This window comes from Paraburkholderia sp. CNPSo 3272, assembly GCF_024206495.1.
GTDB lineage: Bacteria > Pseudomonadota > Gammaproteobacteria > Burkholderiales > Burkholderiaceae > Paraburkholderia.
The window spans coordinates 109,173-133,051 of record NZ_JAMBPQ010000019.1; the positions used below are offsets into that span (position 1 = coordinate 109,173).

General features: G+C 59.4%; 21 protein-coding genes and 2 pseudogenes. All 23 read left to right on the plus strand.

Translation table 11 applies throughout. The annotated features are described in order from the left end of the window. The first annotated feature begins 44 nt into the window (after nucleotides 1–44). Nucleotides 45–866, plus strand: a complete 822-nt coding sequence (locus tag M3I53_RS22610) for an alpha/beta fold hydrolase (RefSeq protein WP_254318078.1) — start codon at nucleotides 45–47, stop codon at nucleotides 864–866. Nucleotides 867–871: 5 nt separating this feature from the next. Beyond that, nucleotides 872–1,168 (plus strand): hypothetical protein, encoded by a 297-nt coding sequence (locus M3I53_RS22615; RefSeq protein ID WP_254318079.1) that lies wholly within the window; start codon nucleotides 872–874, stop codon nucleotides 1,166–1,168. A gap of 17 nt (nucleotides 1,169–1,185) precedes the next feature. Next, nucleotides 1,186–2,025, plus strand: a complete 840-nt coding sequence (locus tag M3I53_RS22620; protein ID WP_302057793.1) for a hypothetical protein — start codon at nucleotides 1,186–1,188, stop codon at nucleotides 2,023–2,025. Nucleotides 2,026–2,038: 13 nt separating this feature from the next. Continuing rightward, nucleotides 2,039–2,380 carry a non-heme iron oxygenase ferredoxin subunit gene (locus M3I53_RS22625; RefSeq protein WP_254318081.1) on the plus strand — a complete coding sequence of 114 codons (342 nt, stop codon included), beginning with the start codon at nucleotides 2,039–2,041 and terminating at the stop codon, nucleotides 2,378–2,380. Nucleotides 2,381–2,391: 11 nt separating this feature from the next. Then, nucleotides 2,392–3,792 (plus strand): Rieske 2Fe-2S domain-containing protein, encoded by a 1,401-nt coding sequence (locus tag M3I53_RS22630; RefSeq protein WP_254318082.1) that lies wholly within the window; start codon nucleotides 2,392–2,394, stop codon nucleotides 3,790–3,792. Next, nucleotides 3,789–4,340, plus strand: a complete 552-nt coding sequence (locus M3I53_RS22635) for a 3-phenylpropionate/cinnamic acid dioxygenase subunit beta (RefSeq protein WP_254318083.1) — start codon at nucleotides 3,789–3,791, stop codon at nucleotides 4,338–4,340. The genes M3I53_RS22630 and M3I53_RS22635 overlap by 4 nt, the downstream gene beginning before the upstream one ends. A 2-nt stretch (nucleotides 4,341–4,342) precedes the next feature. After that, nucleotides 4,343–5,155 (plus strand): 3-(cis-5,6-dihydroxycyclohexa-1,3-dien-1-yl)propanoate dehydrogenase, encoded by an 813-nt coding sequence (gene hcaB / locus M3I53_RS22640; RefSeq protein WP_254318084.1) that lies wholly within the window; start codon nucleotides 4,343–4,345, stop codon nucleotides 5,153–5,155. Between the two features lie 35 nt (nucleotides 5,156–5,190). Beyond that, complete coding sequence (locus tag M3I53_RS22645; protein WP_254318085.1) at nucleotides 5,191–6,213, plus strand: nitronate monooxygenase family protein; 1,023 nt, start codon at nucleotides 5,191–5,193, stop codon at nucleotides 6,211–6,213. Further along, complete coding sequence (locus M3I53_RS22650; RefSeq protein WP_254318086.1) at nucleotides 6,210–6,992, plus strand: 2-keto-4-pentenoate hydratase; 783 nt, start codon at nucleotides 6,210–6,212, stop codon at nucleotides 6,990–6,992. Before M3I53_RS22645 ends, M3I53_RS22650 begins: the two co-directional genes overlap by 4 nt. A 107-nt stretch (nucleotides 6,993–7,099) precedes the next feature. Next, a complete protein-coding gene (locus M3I53_RS22655; RefSeq protein ID WP_254318087.1) occupies nucleotides 7,100–8,953 on the plus strand; it encodes a feruloyl-CoA synthase in 1,854 nt (617 codons plus the stop codon). A 24-nt stretch (nucleotides 8,954–8,977) separates the two neighbouring features. Further along, nucleotides 8,978–9,916, plus strand: a complete 939-nt coding sequence (locus tag M3I53_RS22660; RefSeq protein WP_254318088.1) for an acetaldehyde dehydrogenase (acetylating) — start codon at nucleotides 8,978–8,980, stop codon at nucleotides 9,914–9,916. Between the two features lie 4 nt (nucleotides 9,917–9,920). Then, a complete protein-coding gene (dmpG, locus tag M3I53_RS22665; RefSeq protein WP_254318089.1) occupies nucleotides 9,921–10,961 on the plus strand; it encodes a 4-hydroxy-2-oxovalerate aldolase in 1,041 nt (346 codons plus the stop codon). Between the two features lie 14 nt (nucleotides 10,962–10,975). Further along, nucleotides 10,976–11,977, plus strand: a complete 1,002-nt coding sequence (locus M3I53_RS22670) for an FAD-binding oxidoreductase (RefSeq protein ID WP_254318106.1) — start codon at nucleotides 10,976–10,978, stop codon at nucleotides 11,975–11,977. 164 nt (nucleotides 11,978–12,141) lie between these two features. Continuing rightward, nucleotides 12,142–12,340, plus strand: a pseudogene (locus M3I53_RS22675) (glyoxalase); the annotation flags it as partial. 687 nt (nucleotides 12,341–13,027) lie between these two features. Next, entirely contained in the window at nucleotides 13,028–13,306 is a 279-nt protein-coding gene (locus M3I53_RS22680) for an SDR family NAD(P)-dependent oxidoreductase (protein ID WP_254318090.1), read from the plus strand. Continuing rightward, on the plus strand, nucleotides 13,303–14,667 hold the full coding sequence (locus M3I53_RS22685) for a Rieske 2Fe-2S domain-containing protein (RefSeq protein WP_254318091.1): 1,365 nt from the start codon (nucleotides 13,303–13,305) through the stop codon (nucleotides 14,665–14,667). The genes M3I53_RS22680 and M3I53_RS22685 overlap by 4 nt, the downstream gene beginning before the upstream one ends. A gap of 10 nt (nucleotides 14,668–14,677) precedes the next feature. Continuing rightward, nucleotides 14,678–15,211 carry a 3-phenylpropionate/cinnamic acid dioxygenase subunit beta gene (locus M3I53_RS22690; RefSeq protein WP_254318092.1) on the plus strand — a complete coding sequence of 178 codons (534 nt, stop codon included), beginning with the start codon at nucleotides 14,678–14,680 and terminating at the stop codon, nucleotides 15,209–15,211. Nucleotides 15,212–15,655: 444 nt separating this feature from the next. Further along, a pseudogene (locus M3I53_RS22695) lies at nucleotides 15,656–16,102 on the plus strand (nuclear transport factor 2 family protein). Between the two features lie 125 nt (nucleotides 16,103–16,227). Then, on the plus strand, nucleotides 16,228–17,310 hold the full coding sequence (locus tag M3I53_RS22700) for a porin (RefSeq protein WP_254318093.1): 1,083 nt from the start codon (nucleotides 16,228–16,230) through the stop codon (nucleotides 17,308–17,310). Nucleotides 17,311–17,464: 154 nt separating this feature from the next. Then, nucleotides 17,465–17,626 carry a hypothetical protein gene (locus M3I53_RS22705; RefSeq protein ID WP_254318094.1) on the plus strand — a complete coding sequence of 54 codons (162 nt, stop codon included), beginning with the start codon at nucleotides 17,465–17,467 and terminating at the stop codon, nucleotides 17,624–17,626. Between the two features lie 230 nt (nucleotides 17,627–17,856). Next, on the plus strand, nucleotides 17,857–18,114 hold the full coding sequence (locus M3I53_RS22710; RefSeq protein ID WP_302057801.1) for a DUF2442 domain-containing protein: 258 nt from the start codon (nucleotides 17,857–17,859) through the stop codon (nucleotides 18,112–18,114). 309 nt (nucleotides 18,115–18,423) lie between these two features. After that, nucleotides 18,424–19,293 carry a hypothetical protein gene (locus M3I53_RS22715; protein ID WP_254318095.1) on the plus strand — a complete coding sequence of 290 codons (870 nt, stop codon included), beginning with the start codon at nucleotides 18,424–18,426 and terminating at the stop codon, nucleotides 19,291–19,293. A gap of 790 nt (nucleotides 19,294–20,083) precedes the next feature. Then, nucleotides 20,084–23,851, plus strand: coding sequence for an AAA domain-containing protein (locus M3I53_RS38470; RefSeq protein WP_254318096.1), 3,768 nt, complete (start codon nucleotides 20,084–20,086; stop codon nucleotides 23,849–23,851). Nucleotides 23,852–23,879 lie beyond the last annotated feature (28 nt).

Genomic DNA, 23,879 nt, shown 5'->3' on the forward strand with positions numbered 1-23,879 from the left:
AGACGCTCATACCATACGCATACGTATGCGTATGGAGAAATTTGATGGCTAGTCTAGAAGGCGTGGGTAGGGAACTTGTGGCAGCCGAACATCGCACGAACTATTTCGACGAGGGGCACGGCAAGCCGCTGTTTCTGTTGCATGGTTCTGGGCCCGGTGTCTCGGGGTGGACCAACTGGAAGGGCGTGATGCCTGACCTGGCCGAGAAATTCCGGGTCATCGTCCCGGACATCGCAGGTTTCGGCTTTACGGAGTTCAAGGAAGGCAGCCAGTACGACATCAAACTCTGGGTCCGTCACCTCGTCGGCATCATGGATGCGCTCGGCATCGAGAAAGCATCGTTCGTCGGCAATTCATTTGGTGGTGCACTCTCACTCGGGTTGGCGGTATTTGATCCTTCGCGAGTCGAGCGCATCGTCCTGCTCGGCACGCCCGCTGGCGAATTCGAGCAATCGGCTGGGCTGCGCTCGGCGTGGGAGTACGAGCCGTCGCTGGAGAACATGGAGCGCACCATGCGCCTCTTCCCGTTTGACCAGTCGATCATCACGCCTGAAATGGTCAAGTCGCGTTACGAGGCGAGCGCACGTCCTGGCGCCCAGGACGCACTGCGCAAGCTGATCCCGAAGCCGAACGCCGAAGGCCCCACGATCGTGAAGGGCTTCCCTGAACACGTCGTTGCGAAGATTCAGGCCCCGGCGCTTGTTCTGCACGGCCGTGAAGATCGTGTTGTTCCGCCTCAGTGTGGCCAGTTGCTCGCTCGCGCAATTCCTCGTGCCGACTTGCACCTTTTCGGTCAGTGCGGGCACTGGGTCCAAACCGAGCGTCGCGCCGACTTTCTGCGCCTCGTTACGGCGTTCTGCGAATAACCGTCATGAGCCGAAACGTACTCGAGCGTGTGCTCCATCAGTTGAGCGTGGATCGCGCTGCCAAGCAGCGCTTTCGTGATGATGCTGAGGGCTTTCTTCGGCGTTTCGCGCTCGGCGAAGAGGAGCGTCAGATGGTCCTCAATTTCGATGTGCTGGCTCTGCAGAACGCCGGCGTCAATCCGATGCTGACGATGGGCTTCTGGCAGGAACTATCGCCGACGCGTGATATGCGCGCCTATATGGAACGCCTTCGCCCTGTTGGAGAAGGTGAGGCAGTGCACGTCGCGGCGCTCAAACAATAAGCAGGGAGAAAGCCGACATGGCAAAAGTGGTGGGTGGCTTTCTCGTGCCACACGACCCCGTGATGTTCGTGGCGCCGGAGGCGCCGAAGCCGGAAATCCGTGACCGTATGTGGAAGGCGTTCGAGACCTGCTCCAGGCGTCTCGCAGAACTGAAACCGACGAGCGTGGTGATCGTCGGCGCTGACCACTACATGCTTTTTGGAACGACCTGTCTTCCGAGCTTCCTGATTGGCACGGGCGACGTCGACGGTCCGCTGGACGCACTTCCCGGTCTCAAGCGAGGTGTCATTCCAGATAGCGCGCCGTTGGCGCAGCACATCGCTGAACACGGTCTCGCGAGCGGTTTCGATTGGGCAGTCGCGCGAGCACTGACCGTAGACCACGCCGTTGGTATTCCGAATCAGCTAATCGTTCAGCCCCTTCGTGATGCGGGCGCACTGGTCGGCACGATTCCGGTCTATCTGGCCGCTGGTGTGGATCCCTATATCCGCATGACGCGCGCCGTTGCGCTGGGTTGCCAGATTCGTGAAGCCATCGAGGCGTCTCCCAGCGACGAACGGGTCGCTGTGATCGGGAGCGGCGGGATCAGCCATTGGGTTGGCACCGCCGAAATGGGGCGCGTGAACGAGCAGTTCGATCGCGAGATTCTCGACTATGCAACGCGGTGCGATATCGATGCGATTGCAAGTCTGAGCGACACATACATCCTCGAGAACGGCGGAAATGGCGGCATGGAAATTCGCAACTGGGCCTGCGCGATGGGTGCGCTCACCGGCGCGCGCGGTGAGGTAATCGACTACGCGCCGGTACCCGAATGGGTGACCGGACTCGGTTTCGTCCAACTCCATCTGCAATAACGGAGTGTTTCAAATGAACAAGGTTTTTCTCCTCAAACGCGAGGAACTCGCAGCGGGCGAGATGCGCAAAGTCGAGACGGGCGGTTGCCCGCTCGCGGTGTTCAACATCGAAGGACGCTTCTACGCGACCAGCGATACCTGTACGCACGCTACCGCGTCACTTACACAGGGCGAGATCGTCGATGGCGACCTGATCGCGTGCCCGGTGCATGACGGTCAGTTTCATATTCCGACTGGTCAGGCCGTCGCGTTTCCGTGCACGGTCGACCTGCGCACCTATCGCGTGATTGAAGAAGGCAGCGAAGTGTTTGCTGATCTGGATGCCGAGTCGGAAGACGCGGTCTCGTCGGTCTGAAGGAGGCATAGATGTCACACGAATGCACGGGCACTTGCCTTCGACTCCAACGCGACGCGGTCAGCGAACCGCTTCCCTATCTCGACCGTCTGATCGATCTCGAGAAGGGTAGCTTGTCGCGGCGGGTGTATTGGGATCACCAGATCTACGAGCAGGAACTCGAGAAAATTTTCGCGCGCAGTTGGCTGTTCCTCGCACACGATTCCCAGATTCCGAAGGCCGGGGATTATCTGACTACGTATATGGCGGAGGACAACGTGATCGTCGTCCGCCAGAAAGACGGATCGGTCAAGGCGTTCCTGAACACGTGCCCGCATCGCGGCAACAAGCTCAATTTCACGGACGCGGGTAACGCGCGCAGCTTTGTCTGCAATTACCACGGCTGGAGCTTCGGCATCGATGGCTCGCTGCGCGGGATGGCGGGGCAGGAACTGTTCGACGCCAGTGGCATGAAGGCAAGCGAGCATGGGCTGCACCCGGTCGCTCAGGTTGCTACCTATAAAGGGCTCGTGTTCGGCAACATGGACCCGGAAGCACCACCGCTCAATGAGTGGTTGGGCGACTTCCGTTACTACCTTGACGTAATGCTTGACATGGACGGGCAGGGCACGGAGTTCGTTGGCGGCTGCGTAAAGTCCGTCATCAACTGCAACTGGAAAGTGCCGGTCGAAAACTTCATCGGCGATATTTATCACGCACTCTGGACTCACGACTCCGCTGCGCGCGCGATGCTTGGCGGCCCTGTCGCCGAAGTCTACAAGGACCCGGAGTCGTATCACGTGAACTTTAATGGCCACGGCTGGGAGTTCAATCTCGACATCGTGGGCAATGCGGCGACCCTGGGTGACAAGGAAATCCGCAAGTACCTCTACGGCATTCAGCCCCAGGTTGCTGAAAGGCTCGGCGAATTCCGCTCGAAAATGATTGGCTCAATTTCCTCTGTCAGCGTCTTCCCGAATTTGTCGTTCCTTCCGGGGCAGAACACCTTCCGCGTCTGGCATCCGCGTGGCCCCGGAAAAATTGAACTGCACACCTGGACGATCGTGAACCGTAGTGCGCCTCAGGAAATCAAGGATCGCTGGCTCAAGGGGACGATGATGACGTTCTCGCCGTCGGGCGTCTTTGAGATGGACGATGGGGAAAACTTCGAATTCTCGACTCGCACGAACGCTGGGTTCGTTACACGGCAGCAAGAGCTGTATATGGGACTCGGTCTCGGCACTCAACTCACCGATACCGACCTTCCGGGCAACGTCTACCGGAATCAGGTCAATGAGGCAAACCACCGGGCGTTTTATCAGCGTTGGTCAGATCTCATGGGTGCACGCTCGTGGGAAGAAATTCCGAAGCGCGACAAGTCCAGCATGCCGGAGAGCGCGTTCAATCACGAGGAAGGCAAGGTGGATGCATGAACGCAAATGTGAAAGCTGAATTCGTAGCCGGCAGCGAGCACCAGGTCGATCGCGAGACTACGTATCGCATCGAGCAGTTTCTGTTTCGCGAGGCGCGCATGCTCGATAGCGAACGCTGGGAAGACTGGCTCGCGTTGATGACGGAAGACATCCACTACTGGATGCCGGCAATCGAGAATCGTCGTCGCGCCGACAAGCTGGGCGCGTACGCACCGGGCCGCGGCGCGTATTTCGATGACAACCACTTCGATCTACAACGTCGTGTTGCCCGTTTCATGCAACCGTCGGCATGGGCGGAGGATCCGCCGACGCGACACGTTCACGTGATCAGCAACGTCGAAGCCTGTCCTGCGGAAGTCGATGCAGAGTATCGGGTGCATTCGGTATTCGTGAATTATCGAAGCCGTGGCGAGGCCGACAACGATCTGATCCTTGGTCGTCGGGAAGACATCCTTCGCGAGACAGAAGGTGGTCTGCGTATCGCACGCCGAAAAATTGTCATCACGCAGTCACTGCTGATGTCGAAAAACATCAACACCTTCTTCTGATCATGGGCTGGCTCAACGACAACGTGGCGCTTGTTACGGGCGCGAATTCCGGCATCGGACTCGCGGTGGTTCGCCGGTTTCTGGCAGAGGGCGCTCGCGGTATCGGTGTCCTGATTCGCGATGCGGCGCAGGCCGACGCGATGTACAAGGAGTTCGGAGAGAAGATCGTGGCAACGGTCGGAGACGTGCGCTCGCCGGACGCAAATGCTGAGGCAGTTGAGGCGACCGTTCGCAAATTCGGGGGGCTCGATACGTTGGTTGGCAATGCCGGCGTCTGGGACCATTTCGCGTCGCTGCGCAAGTTCGATGGCGCTACGCTCAAGGCGACGTTCGAAGAGGTCTTTGCCGTGAATGTACTCGGCTACATGCTTGCGGCCCACGCAGCAGCGCCAGCACTTCGCGAAAGCCGCGGCAGCATGATTTTCACGCTCTCCAATGCGAGCTTTTATGCGGGTGGCGGTGGGCCGGTCTACGTTGCATCAAAGCATGCATGCGTGGGCATGATTAAGCAGCTCGCATATGAACTCGCGCCCGAAGTCCGTGTGAACGGGGTGGCGCCAGGAGGCACGGTTACGCCATTGAAGGGGCCCCAGTCGCTTGGCCGAGGAAACGACCGACTCTCCGACATCCCGGGCTTCGCTGAGACTGTTGCAGATGCTATGCCGCTCGGATTTATTGCGCAGCCGGAAGACCATACAGGTCACTACGTGTTGCTTGCGTCACGGACCAACTCGAGGGCAACGACCGCAGCCATTTTCCAGAGCGACTGCGGCTGGGAAATTCGCGGGCGGCCCACACGCAAGAAATCGCAATGATGCATCAAGTCCATTAGAACGCTATGCAAGAGAAAATGACCGCCCAAAATCTTCGCGAGTTGTTCGCGAATACGCGCATGCCAGCAATGGCGGCGCCCATGTTTCTGGTTTCGAGTCCGGAACTCGTCATTGCTTCATCGCGTGCCGGCATTGTCGGCACCTATGCCGCACCGAACGCCCGCAATATTGGCGCACTGGACGAGGCGCTGTCCTTGATCTCCACCGGGGTCTCTCAAAGTGGCGCGGCGCCGTGGGCCTTGAACATGATTGTCCACAGCAGCTATGACCGGTTCGACGCGGAACTCGAACTGGTACTCCGGTATCAGCCGAAGATTGTTACGACCGCGCTTGGCAGTCCCCGTCGCGTCCTCGAACACGTTCACTGTTACGGCGGTTTCGTGATGGCAGACGTCGCGACCCCCGCGATGGCGCGCAAAGCTGTCGACGCGGGCGTGGACGGTCTTATTCTCGTGTGCGCTGGCGCTGGTGGCCACACCGGGACTTACCACCCGTTCTCGTTCGTTGACGAGGTCAGGCAATTCTGGCGCGGACCGATTGGTCTAGCCGGCGCGATTTCCGTTGGTGCCCACATACGGGCGGCCCAGCAGATTGGAGCAGACTTTGCCGTGCTTGGCACGCGTTTCATTGCAGCCGAAGAAAGTATGGTGCAACCCGCCTATCGGGACATGCTCGTCGAAAGCAGCATGGAAGATCTCGTCGCGTCGAAGGCCGTTTCCGGAGTGCTCGCGAACTGGCTGCGCCCAACGTTGGATCGCGCCGGACTTTCCGCGACGCAACTCAGTGAAGAGAAGAAGATCGACTTCTCGGGCGATATCAGCACCGCTCCGAAGGCGTGGCGCGATGTCTGGTCTGCGGGACATGGTGTTGGTGCGGTAACCGCAATTGAACCTGTTTCTGCAATTGTCGACCGTCTCGCGCAGGAATACGCGAACAGTCTGGCCTCTGAACGCGAGGCCATCAAGCGCTTGAGTGATCAACTTGAAAGCTGGCAGGCAGGGAGTGCCTCGGTAGGCTGCGGCGAGGGAGTAACGCAATGACGGACGGACGTATCCAGAACGCGGCTGCAGCGCTGCGAGAAGCGCGCCAAACGCGTACGACGATCCCGCGCATTTCGGAAATCTATGGCATTGAAGGCGTTGACGCCGCGTATGCCGTCGCGGAGGTCAACACCCGCGACGCCGTCGCGCGTGGTCGGCACATCGTCGGCAAGAAGATTGGCCTTACGTCGAAAGCCGTGCAGCAACAACTCGGGGTCGACCAGCCGGACTTCGGTGTGCTCTTCGATGATATGGAATATCTGACGGGAGACGGACTTCCGGGAAATCGCCTTATTCAGCCCAAGGCGGAAGCGGAGATCGCATTCGTGTTCGGTCGTGACCTGGACGACGAAGTCGTCACGTGGGGGAGATTCCTCCAGGGCATTGAATACGCGTTGCCGGCGATCGAAGTAGTCGACAGCGTCATTACGGACTGGCGGATAACGCTTGTCGACACGATTGCGGATAACGCATCGTGCGGATTGTACGTCCTCGGCGACACCCCACGTCGCATCACTGAAGTCGACCTCGTTGGCAGCCAGATGGAATGCCGCCTGAACGGTAGTGTCGTTTCCACCGGGTCGGGCGCCGCCTGTCTTGGAAACCCTCTATATGCCGCGTGGTGGCTGGCGAAGACGCTCGCTGCTCGCGGCCAGCCTCTGCGTTCCGGCGACGTCGTCCTTTCGGGCGCACTTGGACCGATGGTCGCAGTATCGGGCGGCGCTCAGATCGACGTAGAAATTGGCGGCCTCGGAGCCGTTTCGTGTCGGATAGGTTAGTCGTCGGTTGAAAAAGACAGATGGAGGAGAAGGAAAATGAACAGGAAGCTGGTTGCACTCGATGGTGCGATGGCTCTTTCGAAAGGCGAGACAGCTGAGGAGTACGTATGCTGACCGGTGTGCATCATCAGTCGCCGCTGTTCCGCCCTGGTGCGCTTGCTGCGCCTCACATTATTCGTGAGGATCGTGCTGACGGGACCTTCGTGCTGCGCTCGGCAGACCTGCTGAAGCCGTATCACCGCCGAGTCGGTGAGTGGCTCCTTGAGTGGGCATGGAAAACTCCAGACACGACGTTCGTTGCCGAGCGCGATGTTGACGGTCCGCGCAATACATGGCGTAGAGTGAGTTATGCAAGTGCGCTTGACACAGTGCGTCGACTTGGACAGGGCCTTCTCAATCTCAAGCTTCCGGAGGGAGGGGCCGTTGTCGCGCTGTCTGATAATAGTGTGAATCTGGCGCTTCTTTCGCTTGCAGCCATGCACGTGGGCGTGCCGATGGCGATCGTGTCGTCGGCATATTCGCGCGCGGCCAAAGACCATTCAAAACTGCACGCCATGCTCGACCAGCTATCCCCTGCTGTTATCTATGCAGAGGACGGCCAGGTCTATGGTCGGGCCGTCGAAGGCTATCCAGGCCGTTGTCATGCTGTCTACACGCGAAATGCGCGACCGGGCTCGATTGCTTTCGCCGACCTGATGTCGGAGGTCGCGACCGATGCGGTAGAACAGGCGTTCATGAAACTGACGCCGCAGACCCCGGCGCGCTTGCTTTTAACTTCAGGCTCAACCGGAAAGCCGAAGGTTGTCGTCACCACACACGACATGCTTTGTGCCAACCAGCAGATGATTGCACAGTGCTGGCGCTTCGTTGACCATGCGCACCCGGTCGTACTCGACTGGTTGCCGTGGAGCCATACCTTCGGCGCTAACCACAACTTCAATCTGATTCTGCGCAACGGCGGGTCGCTCTATATCGATGACGGTCGCCCCGTCCCAGGCATGGTCGAGCGTACCGTCCAGAACCTGAAGGAAGTCAAGCCGACGCTCTTTTTCAATGTGCCGCGCGGATACGACGTGCTTTTGCCATTGCTTGAAAAGGATGCCGACGCGACCTCGGCGCTCTTCGAACGTCTGGAGATGCTCTTCTTCGCTGCAGCCCCATTGCCGCAGAAGACGGCGGATCGTATGAAGGCGCTCGCATCGACAGTTCGTATCGAGCCGGTTTTTTTTACCACTGAGTGGGGTTCGACTGAGACGTCGCCCGTGATTACAAGCGCGCACTTTGCAACTTCCGACTCGCGCAACATCGGCGTACCGGTGCCGGGCGTCGAACTGAAGTTCGTTCCTTGTCAGGACAAGCTTGAGATGCGTGTTCGCGGCCCGTCCATATTCACCGAGTACCGCGATGACCCTGAGCGTACGGAAGCAGCGTTTGATGAAGAGCGGTTTTACCGTATTGGCGATGCAGGACGCCTTGCAGATCAGCGCGATCCCAATCTCGGGGTGATCTTCGACGGCCGGGTCGCAGAGGACTTCAAACTCACTACGGGAACGTGGGTGTCGGTTGGCACGCTTCGCGTCCGGGTTGTATCTGCCCTAAACCCCTACGTTCAGGACGCCGTCATCACCGGGCACGACCGCGACGAGGTAGGGCTGTTGCTTTTTCCCTCGGCGGCGTTACGGGTACTTGCAAACGACCACGCATCGGAAATGAGCGGCGACGAGCTCGCATCCTGTGAAGAGGTGCGTGCGGGTCTGACGCAGGCACTGACTGCTTTCGGTGTGGGTATGGGTTCCTCGCAGAGACCAACGCGTGCTCTTTTGCTCTCGACGCCACCGTCTCTGGAACTCGGTGAAATAACGGACAAGGGCTACATCAATCAGCGCGCAGTGCTGACGCTCCGAGCCGACGAGGTTGAGCGCCTCTACTCGAGCCACCACGGCGTCATCCGTGTGAGCTAACAGAATCCACATCAGGAGTCTTCCATGAAACTTAAGGTGGCCATCATCGGCTCCGGCAACATCGGCACGGATCTGATGATCAAGATCATGCGCAACAGCCAGCATCTGGAGATGGCGGCGATGGTCGGCATCGACCCGAACTCAGATGGCCTCGCGCGCGCTGCCCGGCTTGGCATTGCCACCACCCATGAAGGCGCTGAAGGCCTCACGCGCCTGCCCGTGTTCAACGACATCGACTTCGTGTTCGACGCGACCTCCGCTGGCGCGCACGTGAAGAACGACGCGCTGCTGCGCGCGCTCAAGCCGTCGATCCGCGTGATCGACCTCACGCCCGCCGCAATCGGCCCGTACTGCGTGCCGGTCGTGAACCTCGATGCGCACATCGACGCGCCAAACGTCAACATGGTCACGTGCGGCGGCCAGGCCACGATTCCGATGGTGGCCGCCGTGTCGCGCGTCGCGAAGGTCCACTACGCGGAGATCGTCGCGTCGATCAGCAGCAAGTCGGCGGGCCCCGGCACGCGCGCGAACATCGACGAGTTCACCGAAACCACGTCGAAGGCGATCGAAGTGGTCGGCGGCGCCGCGAAGGGCAAGGCCATTATCGTGCTGAACCCGGCCGAGCCGCCGGTCATGATGCGCGACACGGTTTATACGTTGTCCGAACTGGGTGATCGCACGAAGGTCGAGTGGTCCATCGAAGAGATGGTCGCGAAGGTGCACGCCTATGTGCCGGGCTATCGCCTGAAGCAGAAAGTGCAGTTCGACGAGATTCCGGCGAGCGCGCCTTTGAATATTCCGGGCCTTGGCAAGTTCAGTGGCCTGAAGACCTCGGTGTTTCTCGAAGTGGAAGGCGCCGCGCATTATCTGCCCGCTTACGCAGGCAATCTCGACATCATGACGTCCGCCGCGCTCGCCACCGCCGAACGCATGGCGCAGACGCTTCTGAGCGTGGAGGGATAAGACCATGAGCAAGAAACTCTATATCTCCGACGTGACGCTGCGCGACGGCAGCCACGCCATTCGCCATCAGTATTCGATCCAGAACGTGCAGGACATCGCCCGCGCGCTGGACCGCGCAAAGGTCGACAGCATCGAAGTCGCGCACGGCGACGGCCTGCAGGGTTCGAGCTTCAACTACGGCTTCGGCGCGCACAGCGACCTGGAGTGGATCGAGGCGGTGGCGGACGTGGTGACGCACGCGCAGATCGCGACGCTGCTCCTGCCCGGCATCGGCACGATTCACGACCTGAAGGCCGCGTACCACGCCGGCGCGCGCGTGGTGCGCATCGCCACGCACTGCACGGAAGCCGACATTTCGAAGCAGCACATTGAATACGCGCGCGAACTCGGCATGGACACCGTGGGCTTCCTGATGATGAGCCACATGACCACGCCGGAGAACCTCGCCGTCGAAGCGAAGAAGATGGAAAGCTACGGCGCGACCTGCATTTACGTGGTCGATTCGGGGGGCGCGCTCACCATGAACGACGTGCGCGACCGCTTCCGTGCAGTGAAGGGCGTGCTCAAACCCGAAACGCAAACGGGCATGCACGCGCACCACAATCTCTCGCTGGGCGTGGCGAACTCGATCGTGGCGGTGGAGGAAGGCTGCGACCGCGTCGATGCCTCGCTCGCCGGGATGGGTGCGGGCGCGGGCAACGCACCGCTCGAAGTGTTCATCGGTGCGGCGGAACGCATGGGCTGGAACCACGGCACGGACCTCTACACGCTGATGGATGCCGCCGACGACATCGTGCGCCCGCTGCAGGACCGCCCGGTTCGCGTGGACCGCGAAACGCTCGCGCTCGGCTATGCGGGGGTGTATTCGAGCTTCCTGCGCCACTCGGAAGTGGCCGCGAAGAAGTACGACCTGAAGACGGTCGACATTCTCGTCGAACTGGGCAAGCGCCGGATGGTGGGCGGCCAGGAAGACATGATCGTCGACGTGGCGCTTGACCTTAAGTCTGCGCAGAGGACTCCAGCGTCTGGGAAAGTGGCTTCGTAATTCAGGACGGGATGATGACGACGTTTGTTGTGAAGTTTGAACCGTCGAACGTTGAGTTGCCCTGCGAGGGCGATTCAACGTTGCTTGATACCGCACTGACAGCGGGCTTCTTTCCGAAGCACAGCTGCCGACGGGGTGAATGTCGGGCGTGTGAGACGCGGATTCTGTCTGGTGAGGTGCGGTATGGAAGCGATGTTGCTCCCGACGGGCTAAAGCGTGATCATTGCCTTACGTGCCTGGCAATTCCTGTAACGGACGTCGTCCTCGACAGCCCCGAAGTCTCGAGCGTTCCGGGACGTCGAATTGTCAAAGCGGGTGCACGCGTAACCGCGGTTGATCGCGTTAGTGAGGACGTAACGGTAGTTCGCGTTCAAATTCCGGTGAACACCGGATTTACCTTTGAGGCGGGACAGTACGTCGACGTTGTACTTCGCGATGGCACACGCCGAAGCTACTCAATGGCTAACTCCCCTGCTGAAGAGGGGCAAATCGAATGGCATATCCGCGCCATGCCGGGTGGGCGATTCTCGCAGCACGTATATCAGAACCTGAAGCCGAAAGATCTTCTGCGCATTGAGGGGCCGTATGGATCCTTTGTCCTGAGCGACGCAGACGCGCCGCTGATATTTTTGGCGTCAGGAACTGGGTACGCACCGATTGCAGCGATGATGCGAGAGCATCGCGACCGAATTGCGGCACGCGGCGCGACGTTCTACTGGGGAGCGCGTCGTGAGAAGGACCTTTACGCGATGGAGGAGGTTAATGCATGGGCCAAATCTGCGTCAGGGCTGATGTTTGTCCCGGTCCTTTCAGATCCAGATGAAAACTGGGACGGTCGCACGGGATTCGTGCATGAGGCAGTGCAAAAGGACTATCCAGATCTTTCTCGCTTAGAGGTGTACGCCTGCGGAAATCCACTAATGATTGATGCGGCGCGGCACGCGTTCCGTACCGAATGCGGATTGCCGGAAGATCGCTTCCTGAGCGACTCCTTCGTAACAGCACCGGGAAAGTAGTCAGTCTTGCCGATGATTTAAAAATAAAAACACGAGATTGAATGGAATGAACGCGTCCCGCCCAGTGACCGGGCGGACTAAAGAAGAAGGACGGATCTTCACGGGCCAACGACATCGATGTGCCCCAGTGGGAAAATCCAGTTTCCGACGCAACCCATCCCTGCTTTTGGGGGCCTGCCGGCACCAGATGGGCAGTACTAATTCGCCGCTTGGCTGCCATGTGGAATACGACGCCGATCTGGACTTGCACGATCCGTCGTGGCAACCACGTGCGATGCCGGCGGGCGCTGATAGTTCCCAGGCGTTCCTGTTGCAGTACCGTGGGCGCCGGGCGGCCCGCCGCCGGCCGCCGGCGGACACTAAAGGCGCCGCGATGCTGCTGTATCACTTCAACGAACTGCCCGACGGCGCATCGCGCGACTTTAACCTGCGCGGCACCGGCCGGGGCACGAAGTTCGATCGTTCGCAATGGCAATGCATTTGACACCTGGAAAATTGCCTGCCCGCACCACAACAGCCCGATGCGCTGGCAACTGCATGCATAGCTGGATGCCGCAGGTGATCGTATCCTTTGCGCCGCACGTGGAACTCGGTTCGAGATCGACACAGGGCGGTGCGGTGAGGCCCTGCCTCGGACCGTAGTGTGATGCCATGTCCGGGACTACAGGCTCAACTCCCCAGGCTAACACTTCCCTCATTCGACGTACGCTTCCGTTAGGCGCATTGCACAGCAGGTCGGCCAACTCCAGATGCGAATCGACTCGATCGACAAAGAATTCGCCTTGAAAAACTGGGCAGCGGTTACCGACGAGTTCACGCAGCCTCCCCGAAATAGTCAAAGCTGCTTTCCTGCATCGACGATTGCTCATTGTCTGGAGGCGCGCCTAAGATTTCTACGCCGCTACAGCCATTGCGCAATCGCTGCGGGATGGGCTGGTATCGGCAGCCGGGAGCGGCGCGTTGAGCGCCGGTGTCAAGGCTGTGTAGTACCTGCATTTAAATTAAATAACAACATGCGCCGCGCATCCGTGCGGCTTACATGGAGACAAGATGACAACGCTATTGAAAGACGACGTGGTGTTGATCACTGGCGGTGGCTCGGGTCTGGGCGCCGGCGTTGCCCGGCATTGCCTGGCTGAGGGCGCAAAGCTGGCGATCATGGACATTTCCGGGGCCAAGCTGGACAGCCTGCGCAGTGAACTCGGCGACGAGCCGTTGCTGTTCCAGGGCGACGCTACCTGTGTCACGACCGGCACCATCGTGGCCGCGGATCAAGGACTGATGAACCGCAATGTTCTAACCCCCGTGAAAGCAGGAACAAGCAAATGAGCTCCGCATCCACCATTCGCATGACCATGGGTCCGGCGGGCGTGAGCAAGCTGCTCGAGCGCGTCGCCGACGGTCTCCCCGAAGGCCTGCTGCCCGTCGAAGTCTTCAACGATGAAGCTGTCTTCCAGGCGGAGATGCAGCGTATTTTTGCGAAAGCCTGGGTCTTCGTTGCCCATGAATCCGAGATCCGGAACAAGGGTGACTACGTATTGCGCCGTATTGGCCTGGACCCTGTCATCGTGTCGCGTGACGACACTGGCCAGATCCGCGTGATGTCCAATCACTGTCGCCACCGGGGCGCCCAGGTCTGCCAGTCCGATCACGGCAATACGACGCACTTCCGCTGCCCCTATCACGGCTGGACTTTCAGGAATGACGGCGACTGGGCCGGGGCGCCGCATTCCAGCGAGGCCTACGGTGGGCGCCTGAACGGGCGCGAATGGGGTCTGCTGCGCGCGCCGCGCGTCGACACCTATCAAGGCTTCATTTTTGCCAGCCTCAGCGAGGAGGGGCCGACGCTGAAAGAATTCCTGGGTGGCGCCGCATGGGTGCTGGACACGATTTGCGGCCTGCACCCGGGCGGTCTGCGGGTGATGGGCGTGCCGGAGCGTACGCAGGTTCGAGCGGATTGGAAATCCGGCGCGGAGAATTTTGCGGGCGATGCCTATCACATCGACACCCTGCATTTCGGCAATGAGCAGGCAAACTACGTCGAAGGACTGCGGCAGAACAATGACTTCGCCAACTCGCTCGTGCTCGACGGTGGCCATGCCTTCCTGTGCCACTCGTTTGTCGAAATGTTCGGGCCGTTCGGCGAATTTTCTGGCTATCCGCCACACATCAAGGAGCGTTTCGACCTGTCGAAACTCGATGAGGCGCAACGCGACCTCGCACGGGAGCGCGCGCCGTCGATCGGCAATATTTTCCCGAACCTCGGCTTTATCCGCTTTCTTGCGACAGAGCCCGGTAAGCCGCCCGCGGTGTTCACGTCCTTCCGCCAGTGGCAGCCGTTGGGGCCAGGCGTGATGGAAATGTGGAACTGGCAGTTCACCTGGGACTTCATGAGCGACGAAGAGTCGATGCCTGGCTACACCGTAGGCCAATACAACTTCAGTTCCGCCGGCATCTTCGAACAGGACGATACCGTTGCCTGGGAAGGCGCGCGCAGCGTTGCGCAAAGCGTATGGAACCGTAACGCCCAGACCCGCCTTCACTACCAGCAGGGCTTCGGCGGCAATGTCGAGCGTCCGGCCGACCCGACATGGCGCGGCCCTGGTGTGCTGCGCAGGAAAGCGTACGGCGAGTTCGGGCAAATGAACTTTTATGCCCAGTGGCTCGAAATGATGCAAAAGCAGAAATAAGGAATGTGTGATGTCAACTTCCACGAATTCCTTCACAAAAAATTTCGCCACTGAAGCGGTGGTCCACACGGTGTCCCAGTTCCTCGGATACGAGGCGATGCTGCTGGACGAGCGTCGGTTCTGGGACTGGTTTGCGCTGCTCGACGACGAGATCGTCTACCAGATTCCTCTGCGCTCGGTGCGCGAGTTCGGCAAAAACGAATTCCCGCGCAACGCGTGGCGGCAGCGCGATGACAAGGCCATGATGGAAACGCGGATCAAGCGCCTGTTCACCGGCTCGGCCTGGGCTGAGGACCCGCCCTCGCGCACCGTGCGGATGGTAGGCAGCCTGTTGGTCGAAGCAACCGATGACCCGAACATCGTCGCCGTCCATAGCACCGTGACGCTCTATCGGCACCGCGCCCAGGATGAGCGGGGCGATCTGATCGCCGCGCGCCGGCGTGATCGTATTCGCTTGACCGGGAACGGAGCGCGCTTGCTGGCGCGCACCGTGATTCTGGCCGACACGGTCCTAACCACCCCTAATCTCGGCGTTATCTTGTAAGAGGAAGCATCATGAGCAATATGGACAACGGGCTTGAAATCCATGTGGATCCGGAGAAGTGTCTCGCGTACGGCAACTGCGTCAGCATTGCGTAAGGTCCGGCAGCATACCTGCCTTCGCTATTGCAACAGAAGCCTTCCCAAGGCATAGGCATATCGCGTCCCTTGGGGACGCAATCTGGCGGTAGTGGACACCCTCTCCGGCAGCCCGCCACGCCAAGAGGCTCGGAGAGATCGGGAAGGCGTAGTACCGTGCGGGTCATGAAACAGCGATAGCGCAACAACAGAATCAGTACGGTGTGAATGAACAGATTAGGAATACTACATACATAGGTGGAGATTAGACGTTTCACGACATGCTTTACAACGCCCGTTTTGTACCAGCGTCGGCACGGGATACATGAACCGTTCCGACGAAGGCTTCCTTTCTTGAGCGGAAACCATCATGGAAATGAGAACGATGACGGATGAGCAGCGCAAGGCAATCGGACTGGAATATTTCAGACGCATGGACAGGGGCGAAAGCATCGTCGACCTGTTCGACGATAACGCCGAAGTGTATTTCGCCAAGGGGGGACGCGCGCGGAAGGCATGAAATCGAGCGGCTCTTCGGCGATCTGATGGGCATTCTGGCTGGCGTGTCGCACGACATCGCCTATGTCAATTTCGTGCAGCAGGGCGACATGGTCGTGGTCGAGGGCTGGTCGAGCGGAAAGCTGAAGAACGGCGCCGAGTGGCGTGCGGGCACGACACACGCCGGCAGTGGTGCGACGTTTTCGAGATCCGCGATTTCAGGATCCAGCGGTGTCACGTCTATCTGGATCCGGACTACGCGGGCGCCGAGACCGAACGCTATCCCTGGCTCAGCGCCGGGCGCACGACGCGCTATTAGACAGCCATTCGTGCAATCACATGGACAGTAAACCACGCACCTGCATGGTCGTCGCGGGATCAGCCGCGCCATGCGCGATTCGATAAATACAAGCGCGTAGAAAAGTTGTGTCAAGGAGACAGGAAATGTCAAGGAAAGGGAACAAGGCACCGGGGCTTGCCCTGTGTGCAATCGGGTTGCTGATGGGCAATACGGCTCAGGCACAGAGCAGCGTCACTTTGTTTGGTGTGCTAGATGGCGGGCTCCTGTACACGAGCAAGACGCTTGATCCTAAAACCGGGCAGAATGCCGGGAAGCAGTTTTCAATGATCGATGGCGGCTCGTACTATTCGCAGTTCGGCCTGGTGGGCACGGAGGATCTAGGTGGTGGCTATAAGGCAAAGTTTCGCCTCGTCAGCGGACTGAACATCGCGACCGGCGGCCTGTTTCACTGCAACGGCAACCTGTTCGGCTGTGAGGCGTGGATCGGCATGGAAGGGCCGCCGGGCGAGTTAAAGCTGGGCCTGCAGTATTCTCCGTTCTTCCTGGCCGTCTACGACTCGGATCCACGCAGTCTCTCGCTGTTCGGCAGCGGGGCGATCCCGCTCGTGGACAATGTACTCGGCACAGGTCTTTTCAACGCCAATGCCGTGTCCTACACCAGTCCGGTACTGGGTGGTCTGCAGGCAAGCGTCCTCTACGCCTTTGGCGGGCAGGCGGGTAACTTCCAGGCGGGGCGCCAGTACTCGGCGCGCCTTCGATACCAGCTGGGTGGCCTGAGCATCAACGCCGCAATTTACGACGGCAATAGCGGTGGGACGGCGCAGACACCGGTTCCCACCACCGTCCAGTATGAAGGCCGAATGGTGGGCGTCGGTTACCAGTTCGGCTCGCTGACAGCGAAGGCTTCGTTCGTCAACTACAAGGTCGCCGGGTCCTTCAACAACAACGTCTATGGTGGCGGCCTCACCTGGTTTGTGATGCCGACGCTGGACGTCAACGGTGGTGTCTGGGTGACGAGCGACCGCAACCATACGGCCAATCATTCCGTACTTGCGGCCCTAGGCACGGACTATTTTCTGTCGAAGGCGACCACACTTTATGCGCAGGTGGGCATGGTCAACAATCACGGCGCAATGAACACGGGCCTGTCGGTGACTGGCGCGCTCTACGGAGTACCTGGCACCTCGGTTGGCGCCGTCATCGGCATCCGGCCCACAATCGCCTAACCTCGTTCGCGCGCACGTCGCGGAATCGGCGGGTTGCGAATTTCTGCCTGTGCTGCTGTCGCCGGCAAGGAATATCCGTACACCTGCGGTACCGCACGCCGGCGGACTCGCTTACTGGCAGCTAGGCGAATTTCAGAAGTGGGCGGAAACAGCCTTGCAGACTGTTCGGGAATTGCGGGCGGCGTTCTTCGAACAGGGTGACCTTGTATGGCAGGCGAATGCGGCGAGTCTGCTCAAGGAGAGGGGCATCGATTTCGACTCGATCTGGAGATATCTGCAGGACAAAGCCGCGGTGGACTGCCTGACACACGTGTAGCCGGATCTGCCCGCCAGCTGTGGGGCAGGTGCCATATGCGCCGGTGCTCGTGTCCGCCAAAACGGCCGCTGCAATGGCAGCGGCAATGTTCAGCGACGTGAAACGGGAACATGGCCAGGACGCGCTTTCGGAAGCTGCTGGCGCCGATATCGACTGCCATCCCGCGCATCCGTGCCGGGTGGCCAGTCGCGCTGTCGACGCGCACCGTGAAGGAATCGCGAGAGTACGGAATGAGCGTTTCAGCTAAAGAAGTTCGATTCGACGATTGCACCATGTGGGTGGAACTATCCGACGGCCGCACGCTAGGTGTTCCACTGGCTTGGTTCCCTCGCTTGCTGCACGCGACACCAGAGCAACGAGCTGCTTGCGATATCGGCCGCTACGGACTCCATTGGGAGTTCATTGATGAGGACATTTCGATTGAGGATTTGTTGGCCGGTCGCGGCGACATGACTTCCGGAGCAGTTGTAGCACGGTCCGGAGCATAGATAGGCGGTCATGGTACTTTCGACGGGAAACCGCACATTTTTAAGCTCTGGCGCACTATGATTTCGGCGCTTCACCGGAACTTGATGAAAGCGCGTCGGCACGCTTTCTCCACCTAAAGCGCGTCTGGCATCCTCATCTCACCTCAGGGGAGCGTTCGATCCACCCCCAACAGGCGGGGCCTGGCCAACCATGTCACACCGGTGCCAATGGACGGAGCGGGGGCAGTCAATCCGGAAATTGTGAACGTAAAGGGGTTTTTGGGGCGCTGTGGAGGTAACGACAGCAAGACATCCAGGGCAGGAGATCGTATGCGCGATGAGCTAATGACAGAAGCTCTATGCTGGCAAGTGGAATCAAAGGTGAGTGCGGACCACGCGTACCAGGCAAAGGCTGCGATTGATCTTTCCTGCTATTGCCCACACGACGCTTGCCTCGTCAAGGTATATCCCAAGAAGCTGAAAAACACATATTTTTACGCGCCTGAACGGCACGTCGCTGGCTGCCCCAACGAGGCCCGCTCTACCGAACCGTCAATCTATCCCGGCGAGCCTCGCCCAAGACCTGCGGATGAACCTCGCAAACCTGTTCCAAACCTTCTCGGTCCAGGGCCAACCCTCAGGAAGAAAACCAGAGAGCCGACCAGGGCGGAACTGCTGCAACTGGCAGTGATGGTGCGTACACTCCCCGCGTACTATCCGGGAACGCTGGAGGAGGTCGTAGATGCCTGGTCCCAATTGTCGCCTGGAGAACGTGCGTTACAGTCATTGACTATCGGGGACCTGCACCTGACATACGAGACGGCTTTTACGTTTCTTGGCAGTGCTTCCGATGACATCGATGCGCTGAACCCGCGCGAGCGGATCATTTTCGGCGCGTCAACCGTCAGAGAGGCGGACTATAGCTTTCTTATAGAAAGCAGAAAGCGATTCCTCCATGAAGCGAAGAAAGTTCCCCTGCTGCTGGTGTCAAGCAAAAAGACAATACTGCCCGACTACCTTCCGACACTGGCAGGCAAGAAGGCAACGTTGTTCTGGCATGGCGCCGTTCCCAGATTGACCGACAAGAAGAACGCATTCCGCTTCGACCTTGATGCCAGTTCTCCGTACGCGGGGGTCGCGCTCAGATCGGGAGAACAGACACCTTGGGGAAGTGCGGTGTCCCCGAACGCACCGGCGTAGCCATAGGCTTAGGTCCCGCACAGAGTGATCGACATAGAACCGGATTTGTTTCCATGATGATCCGCCTGTGTTACCGACGGGCAAGCCTGTCCTGAGCATCTGGATATCCACGTCCACGACCGAGTCGCTTGCTTGCGGGACTAACGTGACCGCAGGGGCCCAGTTAGCAGAGTCTGGCGGCAATTCGCAAACGAGGCGAATTAGCTCAAAACTTTCGCTAAAGAACAGGGCGGAATCTGCCGATATGAAGCCGTAGCCGCCGCGGCAGCTCAACGGGACCGGCATATTCACTTGGTGTGGCGAATGTTGCGCAAACCATGTGCAGCAGGACAGACTTACGTAAAGCGGGAACGATTGCGATGCCGCTTCGATGCTGGGCTCCCTGAGTGGTTGATGCGAATTGCATAACTTGCAACAAGTGGCGGACACAACGGCAATCGATCAGGGTACGACTCCTGAGACGCTATCTCGATACCATTGCCACTTTCACCATTGCTGATACGCTTGTGCTGATTTTCAGACGTGTGCGAAGCTGGGATGAGCGCCGGCCAGAGACTGGTTGGACGGGTGTGAATATCGCATCGACCGCGCATCATTCGCAATGAAAGAATTATGCAAGATGTGCGGCTGATGCAACCTGGGTATCAGAAGTCGTGCAGCCGGGTCGTCGACAGACACCGTAGCAACGCTTTAGCTACGCCCGGGGGAAACCGGAACAGGTAGTGCGCCACACTCGATGAAGACAACGACAGTGAATAGGACTACCACGGCTACCACGGCTACCGCGGACGTGACTAAGCGTGATCGCTGGAAAGAAGCTGAAGCAGCCTTGAATTTTTGGCAGGCGCTCGAGTACCTCGCGCCCCAATCGCCACCCGCAGTGAAGCTTGAAGAGTCTGTGTGGGAGTTAAGCCATGATGCGGTAGAGCTTGAGATGCCGTGGAATGATCCGAAGAAGCGCGCGATTCTAGATGCCCAAATCGGACCCAACCGGAAATTTCAGCTTTTCGCGGGCATCCTCGGCGGTGATTATTATGTCGAGGTCGCGCGCCTCTATCTTGGGGCTTCTCCTCTCGATGATTTCGAACGGCGCCCTCCGTCTCCAGCGGCGTGCGTGGTGCTGGATATCAACAGAGAGGGGATGGCGAGTGGCCTGGTGTTTATCAGTACCGTGCCGTGGGCTCTCGCTCAGATTTCGAACGCGTCGGGCAAAGCCGAGAAACTAGATTTTCGGGGTTTCTTCGGGATGCGCGGGCTTGAAGAGAAGATTCGCGAGAAGGTAACCGACCTGATGGTCGAACGCAGGCTAGTTCGCCGCCCCGCAGACGACACGTACACATCGGGTGAACCGGATGACGAACCCGATGCGGTTCCAGCACCAGTTGCACCGGCATCCATGGAGCCCATCGCTGAGACTACGGCGGTGTCCGGGCAACCCCTGCCTCAACCGGCGCCACTTCGCCCGGTGACGTCCGAGGACGTCAAGGCGATTACTGCGCTCGTGTTCCACATGTGCGGCTGGCGCCCCGAGCGCGAGGAGTCGTGGCGAATCCAGGCACATTGGGTCCCAAAGAACGAAACTGAGAGTGCTTCGACCCAGGACGACCCGCTGAACAGCTTCTACGCTGAAGACCTGGAACACGTCACTCGCGCGGTCGAGGCGGGACATGTTGGTCCCGGCCTTACCGCCTATCTGCAAGGCGAAGATTCGCCGGGGCGCGTCGACCTTGAGCAACGAATCGACAGGTTGATCGACGGTGTTCACCCATCCCTGCAACCATCTGGCTGCTGGCCCGCGAAGTTTCCGCTAGTGACTGCGCAGCAGTTCGCCGTCAATACGGCCTTGCGTGATCTCACGGATGCGGGCGGTCTTTTCTCGGTAAACGGGCCACCGGGGACCGGCAAGACAACGATGCTCAAGGACATCATTGCTGCAGTCGTTGTGCGCAGGGCTGACGTGCTGGTCGAGTTCGCGAACCCTGAGTCTGCGTTTCGCAAGCGTCTCGATATTGAGCAGTATCAGTATCCCGTGTACGAGGTTGACGCACGCCTCAGGGGTTTCGGCATGGTGGTTTCATCGGCCAACAACGGTGCCGTCGAGAACATCACGAAGGAATTGCCAGGACGCTCAGAGATCGACGAGCAGTTCGACGTTGACTATTTTTCTGTGGTTGCCGACTCGGTGGCCGCACTGCCAAAGGCCAAGCAGGTCCCCGCACAACGCCAGCGCTGGGGACTTGTTACCGCCGTGCTGGGCAACAAGGGGAATCGCAGCCAGTTTGCCAGCCGCTTCTGGCTGTCAGGTCTGCCAGTGAAGGCAAAACCGGGGGAGCCGCCTGCGCCGCTGGATCCATTGCGTTTGCGTTCCCTTCAAGATCTCATGAAGACCGGCGAGCATGGTGCCCTGTCGTGGGATGTTGCCCGTATGCAGTACCGTCGTGCCCGGGACAACGTCACGCGATTGACCCGTCAGGCAACGGAACTCGCCGATGCAGTCCAGTTGCGTGTGAGGGCAGCCACCGCGAGAAGGCAGGCGTTGAGCGAACTCACCCGATGCGCACAGCTGCTACCCGGCCAGCTCGAAGTGTTGCGCGACAAGCAGGCAGCACTCGCCGCTGCGACGAACGCGCAAAAGAGTGCCAGACTGTGCCTTGGCGCCGGTCAAAAGTGGATCGAAGCCGAACGCCACGTAGCAGCGCATCAGAAGGAGTGCGATGAGATTGGCGGGCGGATCTTGCCAGGAGCATTGGACGACGCCAAAGACCAACGTGTTCGCGCCGATACAGCGTACCGTCGCCTGCAGGCCGACATCGAGTTTCATCAACGGAACAAACCGGGATTTCTCTCAGAACTCTTTCGCACGCCGTACAGTCGTCGCTGGAACGAGCGCAGTGCTGAACTGGAGGCCCAACTGCGCGCGGCGCGCGAGCATGAATCCCGCATGATCGAGGCGCTGGCGCACCAGGAAAGCCTCCAACGCGCCTTTGAGGCGCGCGTCAAAACCTTGAAGCTGGCGCAGCAACATTCCCTGTCCCGCAAAGAGGAAGCCCGCAATCTGGGCGTTCCGTTTGACGATGCATCACACGATGCACAACAGCCAGCGGGACTGCTCGATCGGTTGGAGAGAGCCGCAACTGTCGCCTGCAATTCCGTCGACATCGCATCCGCTGCCGCGCAAGCGGCACGTACCACCGCCGACGCCACCAAACAGCGCATCTCGAAAATGCAGGCGCAGCAGGCCCAGGCCGAAACGGATCTTGAGCGTACAGAACAGATGCTTTCGTCCGCAGATGTTCCACCCGAAAAAATAATAAACTGGGACCTTGCACGGCTCGAACGCGAGGCAATGCACAGCGCCGCACCGTACGAGTATCCCGCCCTGTTTCAGGCAAGGCGCGAGCTGTTTGTGGCTGCCATGGCGCTCCACCAGGCGTTCATCGTTGCAGCGTGGAAGCGGCTGGCGCGCACGCTCAGCGCGTTTGTCAATCTCTTGCAGGGCAATCTGAATCCCGCGCAGATTCCGAAAGGTTCGATCCATCTCTGGGACGCATTTTTCCTGGTTGTGCCAGTGGTTTCGACGACCTTTGCGTCGTTCCCGCGACTATTCTCGGGCATTGGTCGCGAGGAACTGGCGTGGCTGATGATCGACGAGGCTGGCCAGGCCGCGCCTCAGCAGGCCGCTGGCGCAGTCTGGCGCAGCCGCAGCACGGTTATCGTTGGAGATCCACTGCAGCTTGAGCCGGTCGTCGGCGTTCCGCAAGAGATGATCGCGCCGCTGCTGAAGCGTTGTTCAGCAGAAGAGCAGTGGGCTCCTCCACTCGCGTCGGCACAAACGCTAGCCGATCGAGCAAACCGTCATGGCATGTATCTCGGGGAGCCCGGGTCGGACGAGCAGATCTGGTTAGGCTCACCGCTCCTCGTCCACCGCCGGTGTCTGGATCCAATGTTCCGGATTTCTAACAGCATCGCTTACGAAGACAAGATGGTCTACGGTGCTGGCGAGGACCAAGGGCCGCCCGGCATAGGACCCAGCAAATGGATTCATGTGCCGGCCGAGCATTCGGAAAGGCACTGGGTTGAGGCTCAAGGCCGCCGGACCATGGAGCTCGTTCAAGCGATTACCGGCGGCAAGCTCAAGGAAAAAGGGCGCTTCAAGGTCTACGTCATTTCACCGTTCCGCCTGGTCGCATACAAGATTCGGCTATTGCTGCTCAAGCGCTATGGAGAAGAAAGCAAAGGTATGTCTGGAACTGTCCACACTTTTCAGGGAAAGGAGGCGGAACATGTCGTCTTTCTCTTGGGAGGCAATCCGTCGAGTCCCGGAGTGATATCAGCTTTCGCTGGCGCCAAGCCGAACCTGGTCAACGTTGCGGTGACGAGAGCCATACGACGGCTATATGTCGTGGGGGACCGAAACTACTGGACCGGCACATCCGACGTCCGCCGAATCTTCACCCGAATGGCTGAGCGCCTGGATGAATCGGAGATGGAATGGGTCGAAAGGCGCACTGTACCTGAGATTCACGAATCTGGACTTAGTCTGGATACCAAAATATAGCTGAAGTTTGGCGACTGTCGACGCTCAC

What these genes read in the sequence shown, in the direction of transcription:
- M3I53_RS22610 (WP_254318078.1), top strand. Translation starts at nt 45, where the DNA reads ATGGCTAGTCTAGAAGGCGTGGGTAGGGAACTTGTGGCAGCCGAACAT.
- M3I53_RS22615 (WP_254318079.1), top strand. Translation starts at nt 872, where the DNA reads ATGAGCCGAAACGTACTCGAGCGTGTGCTCCATCAGTTGAGCGTGGAT.
- M3I53_RS22620 (WP_302057793.1), top strand. Translation starts at nt 1,186, where the DNA reads ATGGCAAAAGTGGTGGGTGGCTTTCTCGTGCCACACGACCCCGTGATG.
- M3I53_RS22625 (WP_254318081.1), top strand. Translation starts at nt 2,039, where the DNA reads ATGAACAAGGTTTTTCTCCTCAAACGCGAGGAACTCGCAGCGGGCGAG.
- M3I53_RS22630 (WP_254318082.1), top strand. Translation starts at nt 2,392, where the DNA reads ATGTCACACGAATGCACGGGCACTTGCCTTCGACTCCAACGCGACGCG.
- M3I53_RS22635 (WP_254318083.1), top strand. Translation starts at nt 3,789, where the DNA reads ATGAACGCAAATGTGAAAGCTGAATTCGTAGCCGGCAGCGAGCACCAG.
- hcaB (WP_254318084.1), top strand. Translation starts at nt 4,343, where the DNA reads ATGGGCTGGCTCAACGACAACGTGGCGCTTGTTACGGGCGCGAATTCC.
- M3I53_RS22645 (WP_254318085.1), top strand. Translation starts at nt 5,191, where the DNA reads ATGACCGCCCAAAATCTTCGCGAGTTGTTCGCGAATACGCGCATGCCA.
- M3I53_RS22650 (WP_254318086.1), top strand. Translation starts at nt 6,210, where the DNA reads ATGACGGACGGACGTATCCAGAACGCGGCTGCAGCGCTGCGAGAAGCG.
- M3I53_RS22655 (WP_254318087.1), top strand. Translation starts at nt 7,100, where the DNA reads ATGCTGACCGGTGTGCATCATCAGTCGCCGCTGTTCCGCCCTGGTGCG.
- M3I53_RS22660 (WP_254318088.1), top strand. Translation starts at nt 8,978, where the DNA reads ATGAAACTTAAGGTGGCCATCATCGGCTCCGGCAACATCGGCACGGAT.
- dmpG (WP_254318089.1), top strand. Translation starts at nt 9,921, where the DNA reads ATGAGCAAGAAACTCTATATCTCCGACGTGACGCTGCGCGACGGCAGC.
- M3I53_RS22670 (WP_254318106.1), top strand. Translation starts at nt 10,976, where the DNA reads ATGACGACGTTTGTTGTGAAGTTTGAACCGTCGAACGTTGAGTTGCCC.
- M3I53_RS22680 (WP_254318090.1), top strand. Translation starts at nt 13,028, where the DNA reads ATGACAACGCTATTGAAAGACGACGTGGTGTTGATCACTGGCGGTGGC.
- M3I53_RS22685 (WP_254318091.1), top strand. Translation starts at nt 13,303, where the DNA reads ATGAGCTCCGCATCCACCATTCGCATGACCATGGGTCCGGCGGGCGTG.
- M3I53_RS22690 (WP_254318092.1), top strand. Translation starts at nt 14,678, where the DNA reads ATGTCAACTTCCACGAATTCCTTCACAAAAAATTTCGCCACTGAAGCG.
- M3I53_RS22700 (WP_254318093.1), top strand. Translation starts at nt 16,228, where the DNA reads ATGTCAAGGAAAGGGAACAAGGCACCGGGGCTTGCCCTGTGTGCAATC.
- M3I53_RS22710 (WP_302057801.1), top strand. Translation starts at nt 17,857, where the DNA reads ATGAGCGTTTCAGCTAAAGAAGTTCGATTCGACGATTGCACCATGTGG.
- M3I53_RS22715 (WP_254318095.1), top strand. Translation starts at nt 18,424, where the DNA reads ATGCGCGATGAGCTAATGACAGAAGCTCTATGCTGGCAAGTGGAATCA.